At 66.0% G+C, this 21972-nt stretch carries 23 protein-coding genes; 11 read left to right on the top strand and 12 right to left on the bottom strand.

The window, feature by feature from the left end; all coding sequences use genetic code 11:
- The first annotated feature begins 4 nt into the window (after positions 1–4).
- From OEJ36_RS23980 to mmsB, 5 genes are read left to right on the top strand one after another with little or no spacing between them, the layout of a single operon-like run.
- A complete protein-coding gene (locus tag OEJ36_RS23980) occupies positions 5–1252 on the top strand; it encodes an ABC transporter substrate-binding protein (protein ID WP_263403652.1) in 1248 nt (415 codons plus the stop codon).
- A gap of 6 nt (positions 1253–1258) precedes the next feature.
- Positions 1259–2422: an isobutyryl-CoA dehydrogenase gene (locus tag OEJ36_RS23975; protein WP_263403651.1), complete on the top strand. Its 1164-nt coding sequence runs from the start codon at positions 1259–1261 to the stop codon at positions 2420–2422.
- A 10-nt stretch (positions 2423–2432) separates the two neighbouring features.
- Positions 2433–3251 carry an enoyl-CoA hydratase gene (locus OEJ36_RS23970; RefSeq protein ID WP_184487789.1) on the top strand — a complete coding sequence of 273 codons (819 nt, stop codon included), beginning with the start codon at positions 2433–2435 and terminating at the stop codon, positions 3249–3251.
- A gap of 34 nt (positions 3252–3285) precedes the next feature.
- A complete protein-coding gene (locus OEJ36_RS23965) occupies positions 3286–4389 on the top strand; it encodes an enoyl-CoA hydratase/isomerase family protein (RefSeq protein WP_263403650.1) in 1104 nt (367 codons plus the stop codon).
- Positions 4390–4418: 29 nt separating this feature from the next.
- A complete protein-coding gene (gene mmsB, locus OEJ36_RS23960) occupies positions 4419–5312 on the top strand; it encodes a 3-hydroxyisobutyrate dehydrogenase (protein ID WP_021221267.1) in 894 nt (297 codons plus the stop codon).
- Positions 5313–5393: 81 nt separating this feature from the next.
- Here mmsB and OEJ36_RS23955 read toward each other — a convergent pair whose 3' ends face one another.
- The 8 genes from OEJ36_RS23955 to OEJ36_RS23920 all read right to left on the bottom strand — a co-directional run bounded on the left by OEJ36_RS23955 (position 5394) and on the right by OEJ36_RS23920 (position 11882).
- Positions 5394–5819, bottom strand: coding sequence for an organic hydroperoxide resistance protein (locus OEJ36_RS23955; RefSeq protein WP_021221268.1), 426 nt, complete (start codon positions 5817–5819; stop codon positions 5394–5396).
- Between the two features lie 224 nt (positions 5820–6043).
- Entirely contained in the window at positions 6044–7558 is a 1515-nt protein-coding gene (locus OEJ36_RS23950; RefSeq protein WP_263403649.1) for a sensor domain-containing diguanylate cyclase, read from the bottom strand.
- A gap of 278 nt (positions 7559–7836) precedes the next feature.
- On the bottom strand, positions 7837–8145 hold the full coding sequence (locus tag OEJ36_RS23945; protein ID WP_263403648.1) for a hypothetical protein: 309 nt from the start codon (positions 8143–8145) through the stop codon (positions 7837–7839).
- Positions 8146–8282: 137 nt separating this feature from the next.
- Entirely contained in the window at positions 8283–8615 is a 333-nt protein-coding gene (locus OEJ36_RS23940; RefSeq protein WP_021221271.1) for a YnfA family protein, read from the bottom strand.
- An 89-nt stretch (positions 8616–8704) separates the two neighbouring features.
- Positions 8705–9133, bottom strand: coding sequence for a hypothetical protein (locus OEJ36_RS23935; RefSeq protein WP_111260484.1), 429 nt, complete (start codon positions 9131–9133; stop codon positions 8705–8707).
- Positions 9134–9223: 90 nt separating this feature from the next.
- Positions 9224–10354, bottom strand: a complete 1131-nt coding sequence (locus tag OEJ36_RS23930) for a CynX/NimT family MFS transporter (RefSeq protein ID WP_263403647.1) — start codon at positions 10352–10354, stop codon at positions 9224–9226.
- 206 nt (positions 10355–10560) lie between these two features.
- Positions 10561–11373 carry an SDR family oxidoreductase gene (locus OEJ36_RS23925; protein WP_263403646.1) on the bottom strand — a complete coding sequence of 271 codons (813 nt, stop codon included), beginning with the start codon at positions 11371–11373 and terminating at the stop codon, positions 10561–10563.
- Between the two features lie 137 nt (positions 11374–11510).
- Positions 11511–11882: a DUF2784 domain-containing protein gene (locus OEJ36_RS23920; RefSeq protein ID WP_263403645.1), complete on the bottom strand. Its 372-nt coding sequence runs from the start codon at positions 11880–11882 to the stop codon at positions 11511–11513.
- 225 nt (positions 11883–12107) lie between these two features.
- Between OEJ36_RS23920 and OEJ36_RS23915 the strand changes: the two genes are divergently transcribed.
- Positions 12108–12266, top strand: a complete 159-nt coding sequence (locus OEJ36_RS23915; protein ID WP_021221276.1) for a DUF3309 family protein — start codon at positions 12108–12110, stop codon at positions 12264–12266.
- A 301-nt stretch (positions 12267–12567) separates the two neighbouring features.
- Here the strand turns inward: OEJ36_RS23915 and OEJ36_RS23910 are convergent, their stop codons facing one another.
- Both OEJ36_RS23910 and OEJ36_RS23905 read right to left on the bottom strand, forming a co-directional pair.
- Positions 12568–14235 carry a cation acetate symporter gene (locus OEJ36_RS23910; RefSeq protein WP_263403644.1) on the bottom strand — a complete coding sequence of 556 codons (1668 nt, stop codon included), beginning with the start codon at positions 14233–14235 and terminating at the stop codon, positions 12568–12570.
- On the bottom strand, positions 14232–14543 hold the full coding sequence (locus OEJ36_RS23905) for a DUF485 domain-containing protein (RefSeq protein ID WP_263403643.1): 312 nt from the start codon (positions 14541–14543) through the stop codon (positions 14232–14234). The genes OEJ36_RS23910 and OEJ36_RS23905 overlap by 4 nt, the downstream gene beginning before the upstream one ends.
- A gap of 228 nt (positions 14544–14771) precedes the next feature.
- Here OEJ36_RS23905 and OEJ36_RS23900 point away from each other — a divergent pair, with 228 nt between their 5' ends.
- The gene (locus OEJ36_RS23900; RefSeq protein ID WP_263403642.1) at positions 14772–14996 is read left to right on the top strand and encodes a DUF2061 domain-containing protein; all 225 of its coding nucleotides are present in this window, start codon (positions 14772–14774) and stop codon (positions 14994–14996) included.
- A gap of 121 nt (positions 14997–15117) precedes the next feature.
- Positions 15118–16668, top strand: a complete 1551-nt coding sequence (locus OEJ36_RS23895) for a beta (1-6) glucans synthase (RefSeq protein WP_263403641.1) — start codon at positions 15118–15120, stop codon at positions 16666–16668.
- A 398-nt stretch (positions 16669–17066) separates the two neighbouring features.
- Here OEJ36_RS23895 and OEJ36_RS23890 read toward each other — a convergent pair whose 3' ends face one another.
- Complete coding sequence (locus tag OEJ36_RS23890; protein ID WP_021221281.1) at positions 17067–17447, bottom strand: hypothetical protein; 381 nt, start codon at positions 17445–17447, stop codon at positions 17067–17069.
- A gap of 236 nt (positions 17448–17683) precedes the next feature.
- Here OEJ36_RS23890 and OEJ36_RS23885 point away from each other — a divergent pair, with 236 nt between their 5' ends.
- The 3 genes from OEJ36_RS23885 to OEJ36_RS23875 all read left to right on the top strand — a co-directional run bounded on the left by OEJ36_RS23885 (position 17684) and on the right by OEJ36_RS23875 (position 20732).
- The gene (locus OEJ36_RS23885) at positions 17684–18979 is read left to right on the top strand and encodes a serine/threonine protein kinase (RefSeq protein WP_263403640.1); all 1296 of its coding nucleotides are present in this window, start codon (positions 17684–17686) and stop codon (positions 18977–18979) included.
- The gene (locus tag OEJ36_RS23880) at positions 18972–19739 is read left to right on the top strand and encodes a VacJ family lipoprotein (protein ID WP_411861048.1); all 768 of its coding nucleotides are present in this window, start codon (positions 18972–18974) and stop codon (positions 19737–19739) included. Before OEJ36_RS23885 ends, OEJ36_RS23880 begins: the two co-directional genes overlap by 8 nt.
- Before the next feature lie 144 nt (positions 19740–19883).
- Positions 19884–20732, top strand: a complete 849-nt coding sequence (locus OEJ36_RS23875) for a pirin family protein (protein WP_263403639.1) — start codon at positions 19884–19886, stop codon at positions 20730–20732.
- Here OEJ36_RS23875 and OEJ36_RS23870 read toward each other — a convergent pair.
- Positions 20729–21925: a patatin-like phospholipase family protein gene (locus OEJ36_RS23870; RefSeq protein WP_263403638.1), complete on the bottom strand. Its 1197-nt coding sequence runs from the start codon at positions 21923–21925 to the stop codon at positions 20729–20731. The two genes, OEJ36_RS23875 and OEJ36_RS23870, sit on opposite strands and share 4 nt — an antisense overlap.
- Positions 21926–21972 lie beyond the last annotated feature (47 nt).

Below are 21972 nucleotides of genomic sequence, written 5' to 3'. Positions count from 1 at the left end.
TGCAATGCGCCGATTGACTGCCACTCTGGCCCTCTGGGCCGGAATCACCGCCTGTGCGCAGGCTGCTGAGCCCATCACCCTGGGGCTCAACTACCCGCGCACCGGCTCATACAAGGAAGAGGGATTGGCGCAGATGCGTGGAGCCCTGCTGGCCATCGACGAGCTCAACGCCACCGGCGGGGTGCTCGGCCGCCCCTTGCGCCTGTCCGGCAAGGATTCCGCCTCACGCCCGGAAAAAGCGGTTAAGAACGTCGACACGCTGGCCGCCGAGGGCGCGGTGATGCTCTTCGGCGGGGCCTCCAGCGCGGTGGCCATCGCCGCTGGCGAGCGTGCCCGTGATCACGGCCTGCTGTACTTCGGCACCCTCACCTACTCCAACGACACCACCGGCAAGAACGGCCATCGCTACATGTTCCGCGAGTGCAACAACGCCTGGATGAGCGCCAAGGTGCTCGGCCAGTACCTGAACAAGACCCTGCCCGACAAACGCTATTTCTATGTCACCGCCGACTACACCTGGGGTCACACCACCGAGGCCTCGCTGCGCCAGGCCACCGCCAGCCAGGACCCTGCCCGCCACGCCGGCGTGCACGTGCCCTTCCCCGGCGCACGCCTCACCGACTACCAGGACGCCCTGACCCAGGCCGCCGCCAGCGACGCCCAGGTGCTGGCCCTGGTGTTGTTCGGCGAGGACCTGGTGCGCGCCATGCGCATCGCCAAGGACATGGGCCTGACCGAACGCATGCAGATCGTCGCGCCGAACCTCACCCAGGGCATCATCGAGCAGGCCGGCCCCGACCTGATGCAGGGCGTGCTCGGTACCGAACCCTGGACCTGGCGCGTGCCGGCCCTGGAGAAATCCCAGCGCGGCATGGCCTTCGTCGAAGCCTTCAAGGCCCGCTACCAGATGTACCCCTCCAGCTCCGCCGCCTCGGCCTACAGCATCGTCCAGCAATGGGCCGATGCCGCCAAACGCAGCGGCAGCCTCAGCAGCGAGGCACTGATCAAGGCGCTGGAAGGCCATAAATACAGCCTGCTGAAGGACGAGCAGCAATGGCGCCCCTTCGATCACCAGAACCTGCAGACGGTCTATGCCGTGCGGGTGAAGAGCCGTGACGAGGTGCTCAAGGACCCGCTCAAGCAGGACTTCTTCGAAATCGTCGACCGCCTCGACGCCAGCAGCGCCCTGCCCAGCCTCGCCGACTGGCAGGCCGAGCGGCGCGCCGGCAACCAACCCCCGACCTTGCAATGAGACGCCATGGACTTCGAACTCAGTGATGAACAGCGCCTGCTGGTACACAGCGCCGCCGCCTTCACCCGCCACGAGCTGGCGCCGAACGCAGCGGACTGGGACCGTGACCACCACTTCCCGGTGGAGGTGATCCGCCGCGCCGCCGAGCAGGGCTACCTGGGCCTGTACATCGACGAGGACGACGGCGGGCTGGGCCTCTCGCGCCTGTCCGCCTCGCTGATCTTCGAACAGCTGGCCGCCGGCTGCGTCGCCACCACCGCCTACCTGACCATCCACAACATGGCCGCCTGGATGCTCGCCTCCTTCGGCGATGCCGAGCTCAAGGCGCGCTGGCTGCCGGGGCTGATCAGCGGCGAGCACCTGGCGTCCTATTGCCTCACCGAGCCGGATGCCGGCTCCGACGCCGCCCACCTGCGCACCCGTGCGCGCCGCGACGGCGAGCACTACGTGCTGGACGGCAGCAAGTGCTTCATCTCCGGGGCCGGCAGCACCCAGGTGCTGATCGTCATGGCACGCACCGGCGAAGACGGCGCCAAGGGCATCTCCTGCTTCCTGGTGCCGGCCGACGCCGAGGGCATCCGCTACGGCCGCAACGAAGACAAGATGGGCTGGCGCGCCCAGCCCACCCGCACCATCACCTTCGAGGGCGTGCGTATCCCCGCCGGCAACCGCATCGGCCCGGAAGGCCAGGGCTTCGTCTACGCCATGAAGGGCCTGGACGGTGGCCGCCTGAACATCGCCAGCTGTTCCCTGGGCGCGGGCCAGGCGGCGCTGGAGCAGAGCCTGCGCTACGTCGAGGAGCGCAAGCAGTTCGGCAAGCCCCTGGCCGAGTTCCAGGCCCTGCAGTTCAAGCTCGCCGACATGCTCACCGCGCTCACCGCCAGCCGGCAGATGGTGCGCCTGGCGGCCCACCGCCTGGACCATCGCCACGCCGAAGCCAGCCTCTACTGCGCCATGGCCAAGCGCTTCGCCACCGACCAGTGCTTCGACATCTGCAACGATGCACTGCAACTCCATGGTGGCTATGGCTATCTGAATGACTACCCTCTGGAGCGCTGGGTGCGTGACACCCGTGTGCACCAGATACTCGAAGGCACCAACGAGATCATGCGCGTCATCGTGGCGCGCCGTTTACTGGAACAGGGCGGCAGCATCGACCGCCTGTTGTAAGGAGCACTCCATGAGCACTGCCGTAGAGCCGTACCAAGCCGGCGTTTTCGACCTGACCCACAAGCTCACCGTGGAAAAGCACGGGCACACCGCGCTGATCACCATCAACCACCCGCCGGCCAACACCTGGGACCGCGACTCGCTGATCGGCCTCAAGCAGGTGGTCGAGCACCTCAACCGCGACGACGACGTCTACGCCCTGGTGGTGACCGGCCAGGGGCCGAAGTTCTTCAGCGCCGGCGCCGACCTCAACCTCTTCGCCGACGGCGACAAGGCCCGCGCCCGCGAGATGGCCCGGCGCTTCGGCGAAGCCTTCGAAACCCTGCGCGACTTCCGTGGCGTGTCCATCGCCGCGATCAACGGCTACGCCATGGGCGGCGGCCTGGAATGCGCCCTGGCCTGCGACCTCCGCATCGCCGAACGGCAATCGCTGATGGCCCTGCCCGAGGCGGCCGTGGGCCTGCTGCCCTGCGCTGGCGGCACCCAGGCGCTGTCCTGGCTGGTGGGCGAAGGCTGGGCCAAGCGCATGATCCTCTGCGGCGAGCGCGTGGACGCGGAAACCGCCCTGCGCATCGGCCTGGTGGAGCAGGTGGTGGACACCGGCGAAGCACGCGGCGCCGCCCTGCTGCTGGCCGCCAAGGTGGCGCGGCAGAGCCCGGTGGCGGTGCGCACCATCAAGCCGCTGATCGAAGGCGCGCGCCAGCGCGGGCCGAACACCTGGTTGCCGGAGGAGCGCGAGCGCTTCGTCGACCTGTTCGACGCCGAGGACACCCGCGAAGGGGTCAACGCCTTCCTCGAGAAGCGCGACCCGCAATGGCGCAACCGCTGAGCCGCCAGCCCGAAGACACCCGTTGGGAGAAGTGATGAATATCCAGTTCGAAGAACGCGTCGGCCTGCACGGCGCCCGCATCGGCATCGCCAGCCTCGATGCCGAAGCCAGCCTCAACGCCCTGAGCCTGCCGATGATCGAGGCCCTCGACGCCCGGCTGCAGGAATGGGAAAGCAACCCGGAGGTCGTCTGCGTGCTGCTGCGCGGCAACGGCCCGCGCGCCTTCTGCGCCGGCGGCGATGTGCGCAAGCTGGTGGAGGCCTGTCGCGAACACCCCGGCGAGGTGCCCCCGCTGGCGGCGCGCTTCTTCGCCGACGAATACCGCCTCGACCACCGCATCCACACCTACTCCAAGCCGCTGATCTGCTGGGCCCACGGCCATGTGCTGGGCGGCGGCATGGGCCTGATGCAGGGCGCGGCCATCCGCATCGTCACCCCCTCCAGCCGCCTGGGCATGCCGGAGATCAACATCGGCCTGTACCCGGACGTCGGCGGCAGCTGGTTCCTCGCCCGCCTGCCCGGCCGCCTGGGGCTGTTCCTCGGCCTTACCGCCAGCACCATCAACGCCCATGACGCCCTGGACCTGGGTCTCGCCGACCGCTTCCTGCTGGAAGACCAGCAAGCCGAGCTGCTCGACGGCCTGGTGCAGTTGAACTGGCGCGAGCAGGCCGGCGCGCAGCTCACCAGCCTGCTGCAATCCCTGGAACACCAGGCCCGCGGCCAGTTGCCGGCGGCCCAGTGGCTGCCTCGCCGGGCGCGCATCGACGCCCTGCTGGACGTGGCCGACCTGCCGACCGCCTGGAAGGCCATCACCGCGCTGCAGCACGACGATGACGCCCTCCTCGCCCGCGCCGCCAAGACCCTGGCGGGCGGCTGCCCGCTCACCGCGCACCTGGTCTGGGAACAGATCCGCCGTGCCCGCTACCTCTCCCTGGGCGAAGTGTTCCGCATGGAATATGCCATGAGCCTGAACTGCTGCCGCCACCCGGAATTCTCCGAAGGCGTGCGGGCGCGCCTGATCGACAAGGACAACACGCCGCGCTGGCACTGGCCCGATGCCGCCGCCATCCCCCGCGCGGTGATCGAGGCGCACTTCGAAGCGGTGTGGGATGGCCCCCATCCGCTGGCAGCGCTTTAGCCCATCCACAACGGCCAAGGAGAACAACAATGAAAAAGATCGCCTTCATCGGCCTCGGCAACATGGGCCTGCCAATGGCCCGCAACCTGCTCAAGGCCGGCCATGAGCTCAAGGTCTTCGACCTGGTGCAAAGCGCGGTGGACGAACTGGTGGCCGAAGGTGCCAAGGCCGCCAACGATGCCCACGATGCCGTTTCCGGCGTCGAGATCGTGGTCAGCATGCTGCCCGCCAGCCGCCATGTGGAGGGCCTGTACCTGGGCGATGACGGCCTGCTCGCCTTCATCCGCGCCGGCACCCTGGTGCTGGAGTGCTCGACCATCGCCCCCGACTCGGCGCGCAAGGTGCACGCCCAGGCCAAGGCCCTGGGCATCGACCTGCTGGACGCACCGGTTTCCGGTGGCACCGCTGGCGCCGCCGGCGGCACCCTGACATTCATGGTCGGCGGCGACGGCAACACCCTGGAAAAGGCCCGCCCGGTACTGGCGGCCATGGGCAAGAACATCTTCCACGCCGGCCCGGAAGGCGCCGGCCAGGTGGCCAAGGTATGCAACAACCAGGTGCTGGCGGTGCAGATGATCGCCACCGCCGAAGCCATGGCCCTGGGCGTGGCCAACGGCCTCGACCCCAGCGCCCTGGCGGAGATCATGCGCCAGAGCTCCGGCGGCAACTGGGTGCTGGAGCGCTACAACCCCTGGCCCGGCGTGATGGCTGCGGCGCCGGCGAGCAACGGCTACCAGGGTGGCTTCATGGCCGAGCTGATGGCCAAGGACCTGGGCCTGGCCCAGGAAGCCGCGCAGCTCACCCAGAACAGCACCCCCATGGGCGCCCTGGCGCTGCAGCTCTACAAGATGCTGCTCAAGCAGGGCAAGGGCCGCCAGGACTTCTCCGTGGTGCAGCAGCTGTTTATCGAGCCCGAGGCCTGACCGCTCGCCCCATCCTGCGAACGTTGTTTCTTCCAAACGCAAAAAGGGCCCCGAAGGGCCCTTTTTCATTCCACCGTCGCCTCAGACCAGGGTCAGGGTGACGTCGATGTTGCCGCGGGTGGCGTTGGAGTAGGGGCAGACGATGTGGGCTTTTTCCACCAGCTCACGGGCCTTGTCCTTGTCCATGCCCGGCAGGCTGATCTGCAGTTCCACTTCGATGCCGAAGCCGGTGGGGATGGCGCCGATGCCGACGATGCCTTCGATGGAGGCGTCCGCCGGAACGGCGTACTTGTCACGGGCACCGACGAACTTGATCGCACCCAGGAAGCAGGCCGAATAACCGGCGGCGAACAGTTGCTCGGGGTTGGTGCCCTCGCCGCCCGCGCCACCCAGTTCACGCGGGGTGGTCAGGGAGACGTCGAGGACGCCGTCGGAGGAGATGGCGCGGCCTTCACGGCCACCGGTGGCTTCTGCATAGGCGCGGTACAGGACGTTTTCGATGCTCATGATGTGTTCCTCTTGATGGCGATTGGGGGTTATTTGGCTCGCTGTAGATTTGTGCGCTAAGCGATTCCATGGAGCGAACATTAGTGCGCATTTATTTTGTGCGCAATATTAATTTAAAGAAGAATTGGCAATAAGCACTCGATTGAATGGCATAAGCAGGCGGGCTGCGGCTCGCAGCCCTACCGGGGCGAGCGAATACAGGATAACGGCGGGTGGGGATGCACTCAGCCGAAGCTGCGCACCTTGTTGCGCCCGGAGTGCTTGGCGGCGTAGAGGGCCGTGTCCGCACTCTGGATGAGCATTTCGGGCAGGTCGTCGGGGCGGGGGATCATGCTGTGGATGCCGATGCTCACGGTCACCACGCCGGCCTGGGCCCCCAGGTGCTCTATGTGCTTCGTCTCGACCGCGGCGCGCACGCTTTCGGCGATCACCTGGGCGCCGGCCGGCGCCGTGTGCGGCAGGATGATGGCGAACTCTTCGCCGCCGTAGCGGGCGATGAGGTCGGTGGAGCGGATCTTGATCACCTTGAGCGCCTCGCTTACCGCCTTGAGGCACAGGTCGCCGGCACGGTGGCCGTAGGTGTCGTTGAACAGCTTGAAGTTATCCACATCGATCATCAGCAGCGAGATGGGCTGGCGGATGATCGCCGCGCGCTGGAATTCCTCGTTGAGGGTCTTGTCGAACTGCCGGCGGTTGGCGATGCCGGTCAGCCCGTCTATCGCCGCCAGCTGCGACAGCTCCTCGTTCTCCAACTGGATGCTGCGGGCCGCCAGCAGGCGCTTGCGGGTACGCCGCACCAGCACCACGCCGATGCTCATCAGCGCCAGCACCAGGCCGGTGACCAGGGTCACCAGCACCACGGCCTTCTGCCGCCATTCGGTGAGCACCTCGCTCTTCTGCATCGCGGCCACCACCAGCAGCGGGTAGCCGTCCAGCACCCGGTAGGCGTAGACGCGCTCGCGGCCGTCCAGGCTGGAAAGGCCGGCGCCGGTGCCCACCGGCGAGTTCTTCAGGTCGTCCATGAACAGCGGGCTGTCCTTCAGGTTGCCGGTCCCGGGCTCCATGACCGGGCGCCGCACCACCAGGGTGCCGTCGTTCTCGGCCAGGAGGATGGCGCCGTTGCGGCCGATGTCGAAGTCCTTGTAGAAGGCATTGAAGTAGCTGATGCGGATGGTCGCCAGCACCACCCCGGCGAACTCGCCATGGGGGCCGTTGAGGCGGCGCGAGATGGGCAGCACCCACTCGCCGGTGGAACGGCTCTGCATGGGCGAGCTGACTTCGATATCGCGGCTCACCGAGTTGAGGTGGTGCTGGAAGTATTCCTGGTCGGCATTGCTGGTGGTGGGCGACGGCGGCGCGCTGGTGTAGTGGAGCCAACGCCCGCTGCTGTCGAACACGTAGATGCCGGAGAGCTGCTGCGCCCGCAGCTTGTAGGCGTTGATCAGGCCCTTGATGCGCTGCTGGTCATGCAGGTCGGCGCTTTCCAGCAGGTAGACCAGGCCGCTGAGGATCAGGTCGGCTTCCTTGATGGTCTCCTCCGCGTGCTGGGAAACCGAGTAGGCCAGGTTGGCGTTGGATTTGTCCGCCTCGCTGAGGTAGTGCGTGCGGGAATCGAACACCTGATAGAGGTTGACGCCGATGGCCACCACACCACCGAACAGGATCAGGAAGTAGGCCAGCCACAGAGCCAGGCGCGTCCGCAGGAACAGCGCCAGGCGTTTGGCTTCTACTTTCTCCATCCGTCGCTCCCCTGTGGGCCGGCTGCATGCAGCGGCTGATGTTGATGGTGGTTGAAGCCGGCTCTTCGCTTCAGACAAGAAGCTTAGCCAGCGGTGCCCGGAACGGGCCTGAAATGACGGCGGCAGGCGGAAGATTGCAAAATGCCATCACGCAGGTGGATGCTACGCGATTGTGCCCCTTGCGCGCACCCGCGCTGTCGAGCCGGCGACAGGCATGACGCTTTGGGAACAATGCATCGGCAGAATGGCCGCCAGGGTACCCGGCAGCCCGTAGCGCCTCAGAAGCCGGCGCGGGACAGGGCCTGGGCCAGTGCCAGTTGGTAGTGGCCATGACAATGGAGCACGCCGTGCTCGTCCGCCACGCCAAGGCCGAAACCCTCGTCCGCCTCTTCGAAGTAAAGGAGACCGCTGGGCAGTTCGGCGACGACCAGCACCGGCTCCAACTCGCCGAGGCGCAGCCGGGTGTGGGCATAGAAGGGAACGCGACAGGCGGCGAACACCACCTGTTGGGCAGGGGAACAGTCGTGCAGTTGCTGATGGACCAGGTTCTTCAATTCGGCAGCGGAAATGCTCTGACAAGTATCCATGGCGGGTCCGTCCTGTTCTTGTTGGGTAACCGGGCCTGGCGAAAGGATGATCGAGACCGAGGACGAAAATCTAGCAGCCTGGGAGCGCCTTGCCACCCCCATCTGTATCAGGATTCGACGAAAGCTCGGGTAGACCTTCAGCTCTGGGAGAAGCGCGGGCCCAGCAGGATGACCAGCGCACCCGCGACGCAGAGCGCCGCGCCCAGCCAATCACTGGCCAGCGGGCGTGTACGTTCCACCAGACCCAGCCAGAGCAGCGAGGTGATGATGTAGATGCCGCCATAGGCTGCGTAGGCGCGACCGGCGTAGGCCGCTTCGACACGGGTCAGCAGCAGGGCGAAGCACAGCAGGCTGAGCAGCCCGGGGGCGATCCACCAGGCGCTGCGATCCAGGCGCAGCCACATGAAGAAGGCATAGCAACCGGCGATCTCGAAGAGTGCAGCGAGGAAGAACCAGAGGTAGTTGAGCATGGGGTGATGTCCTCGTCTGGAGCCGATCTGGGCGCGGCTCACACTGCAGCGCATTGCAAAGAGCTGAATGCAAGGAGCGCGCCCGGTGTTCAGCCGCGCAACGCGCCTTCGCGTTCCCAGGCGCAGCGTACGCGCAGGTTGGCTTCCTGGGGGCTGTGGAAGCCCTGTTCGCTTTCCCAGCGGAAGGTGTGGGTGCCGTTGAGCTCGGTCTCCAGGTGCACCACCGCACTGCCCCAGTAGAGCTGCTTGAGCAGGGCCTCGAACTGTTGCACCCACAGGTTCCACTCGTACTCCACCGCCGCATAGCTGGCACCGAAGTGGATCACCTGGGTCTGGTAGAGCCCCTGGCCGGGGTGGGCGCTGAAGGAGAACATCTCGCGCCCGAGGAAGGGCCAGATGTCACCGGCAGGCAGGCTTTCGATAACGCGGCGGTTGGTCGCGCGGCGCAGTTGCCGCACCTCGTCGTCGTCCGACGGCCAGTCGCGGATGCAGCCATAGACGATGGATTCAGAGTCCACGCGAGCACTCCAGAAAAACAGTGGCAGCCTTCTATCACAGGGCTGCCAGGCAGGAAAGGAATTGCCGCTGATTTCCTCGACCAGGCCCCATCAGGCCCGGCGCCGGCCCAACATCCAGGCCAGCACGCACATGGTCACCGCCAGGCCGGTGAAGACCATGAAGGGCAACTGGTAGTTGCCGCCCAGGTCGCGACCGAGGCCGGCGAGCACCGGCGTCAGGCTGCCCAGGCTGTACCCGGCGAAGAGCATCATCGCCGTCCAGCGGCTCACCGCCAGGGAGGTGTTCACCTCGTACAGCGGCAGCACCATGGACAGTGCGAAGGAACCGGAAAGCCCCAGCCCCAGCAGCACCGCCCAGACCTCGGGGTAGAGGCCGGGGGCAAAGGTGATCATCCCCAGGCACAGCGAACTGGTGATGCCGCAACCGAGCAACAGCTGATAGCGGTTGTCGTAGCGCTGGGCCAGCCAGGGCAGGATGAAGGCGCTGGGCAGCCCCACCAGCATGAACAGGCTGAACAGGCTGTTGCTGCGCAGCACGCTGAAGCCGGCCTCGTGGTAACGCGCCACCAGCCAGGTGGTGAGGGCATAGAACAGCCCCGCCTGGATGGCGAAGAAGGCGGTGATCAACCAGGCACGCGGCTCACGCCAGGGCAGCCCGCCGGAGCCACCGGCCTCGCTGCTCGTCTCCGCGCGGTTGGGCAGGAACAGCCAGAGGATCATCGCGGCCAGTGCCGGCAACGCCCAGAACGCCAGGCCCATCGACCACTCGTTGGCCAGCGCCTGGGTCACCGGCTCGGTGAGCACCGCACCGGAGGCGCCACCAATCGTCATGCTCAGGGAATACCAGGCGACCACGCGGCCGACCTGGTCATGGAAATGACGCTTGATGAACCCGGACACCAGCGGTCCGGCGATGGCGATGCCGGCGCCCAGCAGCACCGCGCTGCCGATCAGCACCGCACTGGTGTGCCCGGCCACGCGCACGCCGCAGGCGATGACGATGAGCAGCAGGCACAGGGCGATCACCCGTTCCAGGCCAAAGCGCATGGCCAGGCGCGGTGCCAGGGGCGCCAGCAGGCCCATGCACAGCACCGGCAACGCGGTGGTAAGGCTGATCAGCCCACGGCTCAGGTCGAGCTCGCTGGCGATGCGTTCGATCAAGGGGGCAAGGGAGGTGATGCCAGGGCGCAGGTTGATCGCCGCCAGCACCAGAGCCAGCATGAACAGGGCTCGGGAAGCAGGTTTCACAGGGAGTCCAGAAGGTCGTCGGCATGCACGCCGGGGGTGCAACCCTACTCTGCGCAAGCGCAGCCGGGCAAGACGTCGGCACGCACAATCTGACCGAGCGGACAGAAAATTCTCACCCCCGGTGGAACCCCAAGGGCAAGAAAGCCGGCTCCACGGGCGTGGAGCCGGGTCGGGCGGGCTCAGGCCTGCTGGCGGCCCTTGGCGCGCATCTTGTCCGACATGTTGGCCATCTCGTCGTAGAGCATCTGCGGGTTCTTCTGCTTCACCGCCCAGGCCATGCGGCCCTGCTCGTGGGGCAGGATCATGAAGGTGCCGGCAGCCACTTCGTTGAAGATGTAGTCGGCGATATCGGACGCGCTGATCGGCGAGCTTTCCAGCAACTTGCCCACCTGCTGCTTCATGGCCGGGGTCGGGCCGCGGAAGGAGTCCAGCAGGTTCGTCTGGAAGAACGACGGGCAGACCACGTGCACGCCGACGCCTTCCTGCTTGAGTTCGATCAGCAGGCTTTCCGAGAGCGCCACCACGCCGGCCTTGGCCACGTTGTAGTTGCTCATCGCCGGGCCCTGCATCAGCGCGGCCATGGAGGCGATGTTGACGATGCGGCCCTGGCTGCGCTGCAGCAGCGGCAGGAAGGCCTTGCAGCCCTTGACCACGCCCATCAGGTTGATCGCGATCTGCCAGTCCCAGTCTTCCAGGGACAGCTCCTCGAAGAAGCCACCGGAGGCCACGCCCGCGTTGTTGACGATGATGTCGATGCCGCCGAGCTTCTGCTCGCAGGCCTGGGCGAAGGCGGTGAGCTGGCTGTAGTCGCGCACGTCGCAGCGTTGGGTGAAGCCGTCGCCGCCCGCTTCGCGGACCAGTGCGAGGGTTTCCGCCAGCCCGGGCTCGTTGACGTCGGAAAGGGCCAGCTTGCTGCCTTCACGGGCCCAGCGCAGGGCGATCTCACGGCCCAGACCGGAGCCAGCGCCGGTGATCATGATGCGGTTCTGCATGGTGAGGTTGCCTTCTTGGTATGTGCGTTGGTGCTCCGCAGTTTAGCGAGGCGTCACCCGCCAAAGCGCGAAATCAGGGCGCTGAATGACGGGGGCAAATCAACGCATTGGCGCCTTGCGCGCACCCTCGACAGGCGCTAGCGGGCGCGACGTAGCAGGCGCACCAGGAGAACGCCATACACCAGCAGGTTGAGGCCGACGACGATGCCGCCGAGCCAGAGCTGGATGCCCGGCGTGAGGCCCGCCGGGTAGATCACCGGCAACACGTGGTGCTCGATGAAACCACCTTCGTAGCCCTGCTCGCCGGCCGCGCGGCGCAGGGTGTTTTCCAGCGGCGTGAGGGGGCAGATCAGGTGCAGCCATTCAACGGTCACGCCCCAGCAGGCGGCGGGCAAGTGCAACAGCGCCAGCTTCGGCCAGCGCAGCACCAGCAAGCCACCCAGCAGCACGAAGAGGATGAAACCCAGGTGGAAAAGCACCACCGCGTCCGCTGCAATCCGATAAAGCATCCTGCTATCCCCGTTCGTTTCCGTGGCCCGCCCTAACTTCTGATAGTCGGCAAGCCCTTGTTTTCATTCGGCAAAAACGCCCGCGCAAGAATCTTTCATGAACCTTTGCAAAACAGGCGAAGTCGGAATTTACAGGAGCGGTCACTCACCTTGCATGCAGCGATGCATGAAGTGTGCGGCGGCTCCGGGAAGTCCAAGAACAAGGTTCATAGAAGGAGTTCCACCATGGGTATCAGTACCATTCTGCTCGTCATCCTGATCCTGCTGCTCATTGGCGGCCTGCCTGTATTCCCCCACTCCCGTGGCTGGGGTTACGGTCCCTCGGGCATCATCGGCACCCTGCTGATCATCCTGCTGGTTCTGATGATATTGGGCAGAATCTGACGACCGCTCTCTCCCGGGCCACATTGGCGGATGTGGTTCGCGAGACGAGCACCCCCTCCTCTCTTCTCCTCTCCCTTCTCATCCCCTCCCCCTGCACAGCCCATATGCCACACAACCCAGGCACCGGGTGGACGTAGCATGCACATAGGGTGGGCGTAGGGTGGGCTTCAGCCCACCGCCTCTCCGAAGCTGACCCCAACCGCGTAATCCACCCTTGCTGATCCTTTCTTTCTCGCCCACCCCCGCCCCAAACAAAAAGGGCAGCCCGAAGGCTGCCCAATGTCACGGAGTGTTACGTGGATCAGTGAGCGGCTGCACCGCTGGCGCCCAGGCCGGTCTGCGAGCGGACGAACTGCGGGAAGAAGCGTGCGCGTTCCTCGTCTGCAGCGGCGGACTTGTCGGTGATGGAGAAGAACCAGATACCCACGAAGGCCACGAGGATCGAGAACAGCGCCGGGTACTCGTAGGGGTAGATGGCTTCGGCATGACCGAGGATCTGCACCCAGATGGTTGGGCCGAGGATCATCAGGCCGACCGCGGTGATCAGGCCCAGCCAGCCACCGATCATGGCGCCACGGGTGGTCAGCTTCTTCCAGTACATGGAAAGGATCAGCACCGGGAAGTTGCAGCTGGCAGCGATGGAGAAGGCCAGGCCCACCATGAAGGCGATGTTCTGCTTCTCGAACAGGATGCCCAGGCCGATGGCCAGGACGCCAAGTGCGACGGTGGTGATCTTCGATACGCGCAGCTCATCCTTCTCGTTGGCTTTGCCCTTCTTCAGTACCGAGGCGTACAGGTCGTGAGACACCGCCGAGGCACCGGCCAGGGTCAGGCCGGCGACCACCGCGAGGATGGTGGCGAAGGCCACGGCCGAGATGAAGCCGAGGAACAGGCTGCCGCCCACGGCGTTGGCCAGGTGCACCGCCGCCATGTTGTTGCCGCCCAGCAGCGCGCCGGTGGCGTCCTTGAACATCGGGTTGGTGCTGACCAGGAGGATGGCGCCGAAACCGATGATGAAGGTGAGGATGTAGAAGTAGCCGATGAAGCCGGTGGCGAAGAACACCGATTTACGGGCTTCCTTGGCATCGCTGACGGTGAAGAAGCGCATCAGGATGTGCGGCAGGCCGGCCGTACCGAACATCAGCGCCAGGCCGAGGGAGATCGCCGAGATCGGGTCCTTGACCAGGCCGCCGGGGCTCATGATGGCCTCGCCTTTCGGGTGAACCTTGATGGCTTCGCTGAACAGGGTGCCGATGTCGAAGTTGACGTGCTTGAGCACCATGATCGCCATGAAGGAAGCGCCGGAGAGCAGCATCACCGCCTTGATGATCTGCACCCAGGTGGTGGCCAGCATGCCGCCGAAGAGCACGTAGAGCACCATCAGCACGCCCACCAGGACCACGGCCACGTGGTAGTTGAGGCCGAACAGCAGCTCGATGAGCTTGCCGGCACCGACCATCTGGGCGATCAGGTAGAAGGCCACCACCACCAGCGAACCGCAGGCGGACAGGGTGCGGATTTCCTTCTGCTTGAGGCGATAGGAGGCGACGTCGGCGAAGGTGTACTTGCCGAGGTTGCGCAGGCGCTCTGCGATCAGGAAGAGGATCACCGGCCAGCCGACGAGGAAGCCGATCGAGTAGATCAGGCCGTCGTAGCCGGAGGTGAACACCAGTGCGGAAATACCCAGGAAGGACGCCGCCGACATGTAGTCACCGGCGATCGCCAGGCCGTTCTGGAAACCGGTGATGCTGCCGCCGGCGGTGTAGAAGTCGGCGGTCGACTTGCTGCGCTTGGAGGCCCAGTAGGTGATGTAGAGGGTGAAGCCGACGAAGGCGACGAACATCACGATGGCGGAGACGTTCAGCGGCTGGCGCTGCACGTCGCCTTCGAGGGCGCCGGCGGCCCACAGGGCCGGGGCCACGGCCATCAGGCCGACGATGCCGCAGATGGAAAGGATGCGCGCGATCATTGCTGCGCCTCCTTGAGGACTTCGCGGTTCAGGCGGTCGAACTCGCCGTTGGCCCGGCGCACGTAGATGCCGGTGAGCACGAAGGCGGAGACGATCAGGCCGACACCGATCGGGATGCCCCAGGTGATGGAGGAATCAGGGCTGAGCTTGGTGCCGAGCACCTGGGGCTCGAAGGCGATGAGCAGGATGAAGGCCAGGTACAGGCCGAGCATGATGGCGGAGAGAATCCAGGCGAAGCGTTCGCGCTTGGCGACCAACTCCTGGAATCGCGGATTCTCGTGAATCCGCTGGTAGATGCTGTCGTTCATTGTTGTTGTCCTCTACACAGCACGTTAGTGGTGAAAACAACTCTAGAACGCTCGTACATACACAACAGACGACCTTAGTCGTAGCGTCGGGGCTTTCTCGACCAAGGTCGTAGGCCATTCATATAGGCGCTCTATCAGCACCATTTCCCATGCATATTTCCTTGCATGGAACAGGGCCTCTACTCTGCACGCAACTCGGAATCATTCCCATCTGCAGGGAGACCCATCATGCTCAAGACCGTCACCTTCACCGTCATGCACTTCGGCATCGCCTTCACCGTTGCCTACCTGCTCACCGGTAGCGTCGCCATCGGCGGCCTGGTGGCGATCGTCGAGCCGCTGGTCAACTCCGTAGGCTTCTACGTCCACGAGAAGGTCTGGAAGCGCTTCGAGAAGGCCAAGGCCGAAGGCTCGACTGCGCTTCGGGGCAACTGGCTGCACCAGCACGCCTGAGCGGGCCGGAAAACACCTCGGTAATGCGCTGAAACCAGTTAGCAGGTGGCCAGCGCATTCCTACCGAACAGCTGAATCCGCTAAGATGCGCGGCTTTGCCGCCACCACGCGCCCTTAGCCCATGAGCCAGACCCGTCGATTCCCCGTTCTGCCCTACCTGCTCGCCTCGATCGCCGCCCTGCTGCTGCTCGCCGCCCTCTGGTACGGCCAGGGCAAGCCGGTGATCCTGCCCGATGCGGCCACCCCGACGCACAAGCTGCAATGCGCCTCCTACAGCCCGTTCGACAAGGACCAGTCGCCGTTCGACCAGCCCTTCGTGCTGCGCCCCGAGCGCATGGACGCCGACCTCGAACTGCTCGCCACCCGCTTCCATTGCGTGCGCACCTACTCCATGACCGGCCTCGAAGCCATCCCGGAGCTGGCCCGCAAGCACGGCCTGAAGCTGATGCTCGGCGCGTGGGTCAACGGCAACCCGGTGGACACCGGCAAGGAGATCGACGCGCTGATCAAGGCCGCCAACGCCAACCCGGACGTGGTCGAGGCGGTGATCGTCGGTAACGAAACCCTGCTGCGCAAGGAAGTCACCGGTGCCCAGCTGGCCAAGCTGATCGGCCAGGTGAAGGCCCAGGTCAAGCAGCCGGTCACCTACGCGGATGTGTGGGAATTCTGGCTCAAGCACCCCGAAGTCGCGCCGGCGGTGGACTTCCTCACCATCCACCTGCTGCCCTATTGGGAAGACGACCCCGCCGGCATCCACGAGGCCCTGGCCCACGTGAAGGACATCCGCGAGGAGTTCGGCACGCGCTTCGCACCCAAGGACATCGTGATCGGCGAAACCGGCTGGCCCAGCGAAGGCCGCCAGCGCGAAACCGCCCTGCCCAGCCGCGTCAACGAAGCCCTGTTCATCCGTGGTTTCGTGCACATGGCCGAAGAGAACGGCTGGCGCTACAACCTGATCGAAGCCTTCGACCAGCCCTGGAAGCGTGAAAGCGAAGGCGCTGTCGGTGGCTACTGGGGCCTGTTCAGCGCTGACCGCACCGAGAAGGGCGTGCTCGCCGGCCCGGTTTCCAACCTGCCGAACTGGCCGCTGTGGCTTTCCGTCAGCGGGCTGATCTTCGCCCTCACCCTGATCGTCGCCGGGCGCCCCGCCTCCAGCCGCGCCGCCCTGCTACTGCCCCTGCTGGCCGCACTGGGTGCCGGCTGCATCGGCATGTGGGCCGAACTGGCGCGCATCACCGCCCGCTTCGCCGGTGAATGGGCCTGGGCGGCCTTCATCGTCGGCCTCAACCTGGTGGTGCTGATGCACGGCGCCCTGGCGCTGTCGACCCGCAAAGGCGCCCGTGGCCGCCTGTTCGCCTGGCTCGACACCCGTGCCGGCTGGTGGCTGTCCGCCTCTGGCTTCGCCGGTGCCGTGCTGATGCTGGCCCTGGTGTTCGACGCCCGCTACCGCAGCTTCCCCAGCGCTGCGCTGCTGCTGCCGGCGGTGGTCTACCTGTGCCGCCCGGTGAAGGCGCCACGCCGCGAGATCGCCCTGCTGGCGCTGTTCGTCGGCCTGGGCATCATCCCGCAACTCTATGAAGAGACCCTGGGCAACATCCAGGCGATCGGCTGGGCCGCCACCGCCCTGCTGCTGACCCTCGCCCTGGTACGCAGCCTGCGCCTCGGCCGCTGAGCCAGGAGCAACGAAAAAGGGATGCCTCGGCATCCCTTTTTTATTGCCTGCGATAACCGGCTTGCTGGCGTGGGAGCGGTTTCAACCGCGATGCAGCGGGCAGGGTCTTTCGCGAATGAATTCGCTCTTACAACAACGCCCCAGGGCATCCCGCACACAAACGCCGGGTTGCACCCGACCTACAAGCCCATCCAGGCCATGTAGGGGCGACTTCAGTCGCCAAGCAGGCCGCAGGGCTGCCACTGCAGGGTGTTCCCCGGCAGCACCGCCTGGTGGATGAGAAGAGCGCCATCCACCCTACACAGCCCGACGCAGCGAAGCCGAACCTGGCATGCAGCCCCGACCCGCAGGCGAAAAAAAGGACGCCGAAGCGTCCTTTTTCGTCCCGCACCGAGTCTTCAGGCGATGCTCAGCCCACCACGCGGCGCGCGCACCAGGCGCAGGGCGGCGATGACGATGGCGAACACGCCGAGGCTGGCGCTGTAGAGCACCAGGGCCGGCAGGGCGAAGAGCATGGCGGCCACGCCCAGGCCCCAGCCGGCGCGGCCGGGTACGAAGAAGGCCACCAGGGACAGCACCAGGGCGCTCCAGGCGATGACGCGGAAGTGGATGAGCAGGCCGAGGTTGGCGCGCACCTGGCATTCCCAGCGCTGGGCATTGTCGACGCACAGGCCGACCCACTGGCCGTCCTCCATCAGGCCGTAGCGCAGGCCATAGCTGGCCGCCAGCCAGAGCGACAGGACCACCAGCAGGATGATCAGGGGCAGACGGCGTGACATGGTTCTCTCCGAAGAATTGAAAGCGGCGCCAAGGATAAACGCACGCTCGCCGTATGCAAGACAAAGTCTGTAAACAGCGCTAACAAGGAGGCCTGGACCCGCCTTTGCGCCGGGTGCATGCTGTCCGGCGCCCAGTGAAGGCATTTCGCCTTCCCTCACGGCACTTTGGCGAGCCCGCACTTGTCATAGCATCGGTATCCCCTCAGCCCGACTTCCTGCAAAGGGACTTGAACCTCATGCTTCGTCTCCGCCTCGCTGCCCTGCTCGGCAGCCTGCTTCTGAGTGCCCCGCTGTGGGCGGCCGATATAGATGCTGCCGGCTATGGCTTTCCATTGACCAACCCCTTCGAGGCGACCATCGCCACCACGCCACCGGAGCTGCGCCCCGAGCTGCCGGCGGACGAGGACATCGACCAGGCCGACTACAGCCTCAAGCTGCGCCCCGAACGCGAGTTCAAGCTGCCGGACAACTTCTGGCCGGTGAAGACCATGGGCTACCGCCTGGCCCAGCAGGACCACGCCGCGCCACTGGTGTTCATCATCGCCGGCACCGGTGCCCACTACTCCAGCACCCTGGCCGAGTACCTGAAGAAGCTCTTCTACGGTGCCGGCTTCCACGTGGTGCAGCTGTCCTCGCCCACCAGCTACGACTTCATGGCGGCCGCCTCGCGCTTCGCCACGCCGGGGCTCTCCCGGGAGGACGCCGACGACCTCTACCGGGTGATGCAGGCGGTGCGCGCCCAACACCCGCACCTGCCGGTGACCGACTTCTACCTCACCGGCTACAGCCTCGGCGCCCTCGAGGCGGCCTTCGTCAGCCAGCTCGACGAGACCCGCCGCAGCTTCAACTTCAAGCGCGTGCTGTTGCTCAACCCGCCGGTGAACCTCTACACCTCCATCACCAACCTCGACCGCCTGGTGCAGACCCGGGTCAAGGGCATCGACGACAACACCACCTTCTACCAAGTGGTGCTGGGCAAGCTGACCCGCTACTTCCAGCACCAGGGCTACGTCGACATCAACGACGCCATGCTCTACGACTTCCAGCAATCCAAGCAGAAGCTCTCGGACGAGCAGATGGCGATGCTCATCGGCACCTCCTTCCGCTTCTCCTCCTCGGACATCGCCTTCACCTCGGACCTGATCAACCGTCGCGGCCTGATCACCCCGGTGAAGCTGCCGATCACCGAAGGCACCAGCCTCACGCCCTTCTTCAAGCGCGCACTGCAGTGCGACTTCGACTGCTACATCACCGAGCAGCTGATCCCCTTCTGGCGCGCCCGCTTCGATGGCGGCAGCCTCACCCAGCTGATCAACCAGGTGAGCCTCTACGGCCTGGAGGATTACCTGAAACAGAGCAAGAAGATCGCCGTGATGCACAACGCCGACGACGTCATCCTCGGCCCGGGCGACCTGGGCTTCCTGCGCCGCACCTTCGGCGACCGCCTGACCGTCTACCCCCATGGCGGCCACTGCGGCAACCTCAACTACCGCGTCAACAGCGACGCCATGCTGGAGTTCTTCCGTGGCTAAGAAAGTCCTCCTCCTCGCCCTGCTGGCGGCCAGCGCCTCCACCTTCGCCGATGAACGCCAGGGACCGGACGGTTTCACCGAGCCGCTCCAGCGCCTGCAGTTCAACCCCGGGCTCGACCAGCGCGAATTCGAGCGCTCGACCTTCGACGCCCTGGAGGTCTACGACCCGCTGGAGTCCTGGAACCGTCGCGTCTACCACTTCAACTACCGCTTCGACCAATGGGTGTTCCTGCCCGTGGTGCGCGGCTACACCTACGTCACCCCGCGCTTCGTGCGCAGTGGCGTGAGCAACTTCTTCAGCAACCTGGGGGATGTGCCCAACCTGCTGAACAGCCTGTTGCAGTTCAAGGGCCAGCGCTCGATGGAGGTCACCGGGCGCCTGCTGCTCAACACCACCCTCGGCGTGGCCGGGCTCTGGGACCCGGCCACGATGATGGGCCTGCCCAAGCAGAGCGAGGACTTCGGCCAGACCCTGGGCTTCTACGGCCTCGGTGGCGGGCCCTACCTGATGCTGCCGATCCTCGGCCCCTCCAACCTGCGCGACACCGGCGGCCTGGTGGTGGACTTCGTGGCGGACAACCAGATCAACTTCCTCAACGTGCCCGAGGTCAGCCGCGACCACCCGGAGATCAGCCTGCTGCGGGCGGTGGACAAGCGCTACACCACCAGCTTCCGCTACGGCCAGCTCAACTCGCCCTTCGAGTACGAGAAGATCCGCTACGTCTACACCGAGTCGCGCAAGCTGCAGATCGCCGAGTGATGCAGCCCCGAGCTGGCGCCGACCATGGCGCCAGCCCGGAGCACAGCACCCATCCAACGGTTCGATAGGAACCACGCAAAATCACGCACCATCGATTCGATTCCCTGGATTAGCATCGCCCCATTCTTTTCCAGGGAGGCTCCTATGAACAGCTATCGCCAGATCATCGAACAACGCCCCGGCCAGCCCGCATCCGACGGCGCCGGGGTCAACCTGACCCGCGTCTTCGCCGAGCAGGGCATCCCGCGCTTCGACCCCTTCCTGATGCTCGACGAGTTCGGCTCGGCCAACCCGGACGACTACGTCGCCGGCTTCCCGCCCCACCCCCATCGCGGCTTCGAAACCATCACCTACATGATCGAAGGGCGCATGCGCCACGAGGATCACCTGGGCAACGTCGGCCTGCTGGAGAACGGCGGCGTGCAGTGGATGACCGCCGCGCGCGGCATCATCCACAGCGAGATGCCGGAGCAGCAGGAGGGCGTGATGCGCGGCTTCCAGATCTGGCTCAACCTGCCGGGCAAGGACAAGCTGGGCGACCCGGGCTACCGCGACTTCGCACCGCACGAGATCCCGCGCCTGCGCACCTCGGGCGGCGTCGACGCCCTGGTGATCGCCGGGCGCTTCGATGACGGCGAGGTGCAACAGGACGGCGCCGTGCAACGCCCGCACACCGAACCGCAACTGTTCGACCTGCACCTGCAGGCCGGCGGCCGCGTGGCCCCGCGCCTGGCGGATGGCTTGCGGGTGCTGCTCTACGTCTACGAGGGCGAGGTGCACGTCAACGGCAACCCGGTGGCCAAGGGTCGCCTGGTGCGCCTCTCGGAGCAGGGCGCGCTGGAACTGGCCAGCACCGAGGGTGCCCGTGTGCTGCTGCTCGCCGGTCGCCCTTTGGGGGAGCCCATCGTGCAGTACGGTCCCTTCGTGATGAACACCCGTGAGGAAATCGAACAGGCCCTGCGCGACTACCGCGATGGCCGCCTGGCGGGCTAGTAGGTCACCGGCGTCGGCACCACCGACGCCGTTTCCAGGCCGAGGAAGCTTTGCAGATCGGCCTTCTGCGCCATGGCGTCCTGGTAGCCCAGCTCGATCAGTTCGTTGCAGTAGCCGGGTTCGAACAGCAGGTAGCTGATCACCCCGGCGCCACTGGCCTTGGTCGCCCCCGGCCCGCGCAGGAAGGTGCGGATCGCCCGCGGCATCTCCCGTCGGTGGCGCGCGGCGATGGTGTCCAGCGGCCGGCTCGGCGAAATCACCAGCACCTCCACAGGCTTCAGGCCCAGGTTGCGCGGGCGCAGCCCGGACGGGATCGCCTGGCTCAACTGGTTGATGCGTTCCAACAGCTCGATGTCGCTTTCCAGGTTGTCGACGAAGGTGCTGTTGAGCATGTGCCCGCTGATCTGCGCCAGGCTCGGCGGGTTGCCCGTACTGGCACGCACCACGCCATCGTTGACGTTGCCCACCCGCGGGTTGCCGCTCACCCCCACCACCAGGACGCGATTGGCCCCCAGGTGCAGGGCCGGGCTGATGGGCGCCGACTGGCGCACCGCGCCGTCACCGAAGTATTCGCGGTTGATCCGCACCGGCGGGAAGATCAGCGGAATGGCCGCACTGGCCAGCAGGTGGTCCAGCCCCAGACGCGTGGGCACGCCGACGCGGCGGTGGCGGAACCAGGGGTCGATGGTGGCGCGGCCCTGGTAGAAGGTCACCGCCTGGCCGGATTCGTAGCCGAAGGCGGTCACCGCCACGGCCCGCAACTGGCGCAGGCGTACGGCGGCGGCGATGCCGGTGAAGTCCAGCTCGCGCTCCAGCAGGTTGCGCAGGGGGGCGTTGTCCAGCAACGCCACCGGCGCGTGGCGGTTCATCCCCAGCAGGCTGTGGCCGAAGAAGCGCGCGCTCTGGCGCAGCACGCCGGGCCAGTCGCTGCGGTACACCTGGGATGTATGGAAGCCTTGCCAGACGGCGGTGAGACGGCGGATCGCCTCGCTGAAATGCAGGGCGCCGCAAGCCAGGCCCACGGCGTTGATGGCGCCGGCCGAGGTGCCGACTATCACCGGGAAGGGGTTTTGCATCGAGTCGGGCAGCAGGTCGGCGATGGCCGCCAGCACGCCCACCTGGTAGGCCGCTCGCGCGCCGCCGCCCGAGAGGATGAGTCCGGTCACGGGCTTGGCTGCGGCGAGTTCACTCATGAAAGGCTTCCGAGGTTTTTCCGCGAGTATAGGGCCCGCGTGGGGCC

The sequence above is a fragment of the Pseudomonas sp. PDM13 genome (assembly GCF_025685765.1).
Lineage (GTDB): Bacteria > Pseudomonadota > Gammaproteobacteria > Pseudomonadales > Pseudomonadaceae > Metapseudomonas > Metapseudomonas solani.
Note: the sequence above shows the minus strand (reverse complement) of the source record. Positions and strands in the feature narration are given on the sequence as shown.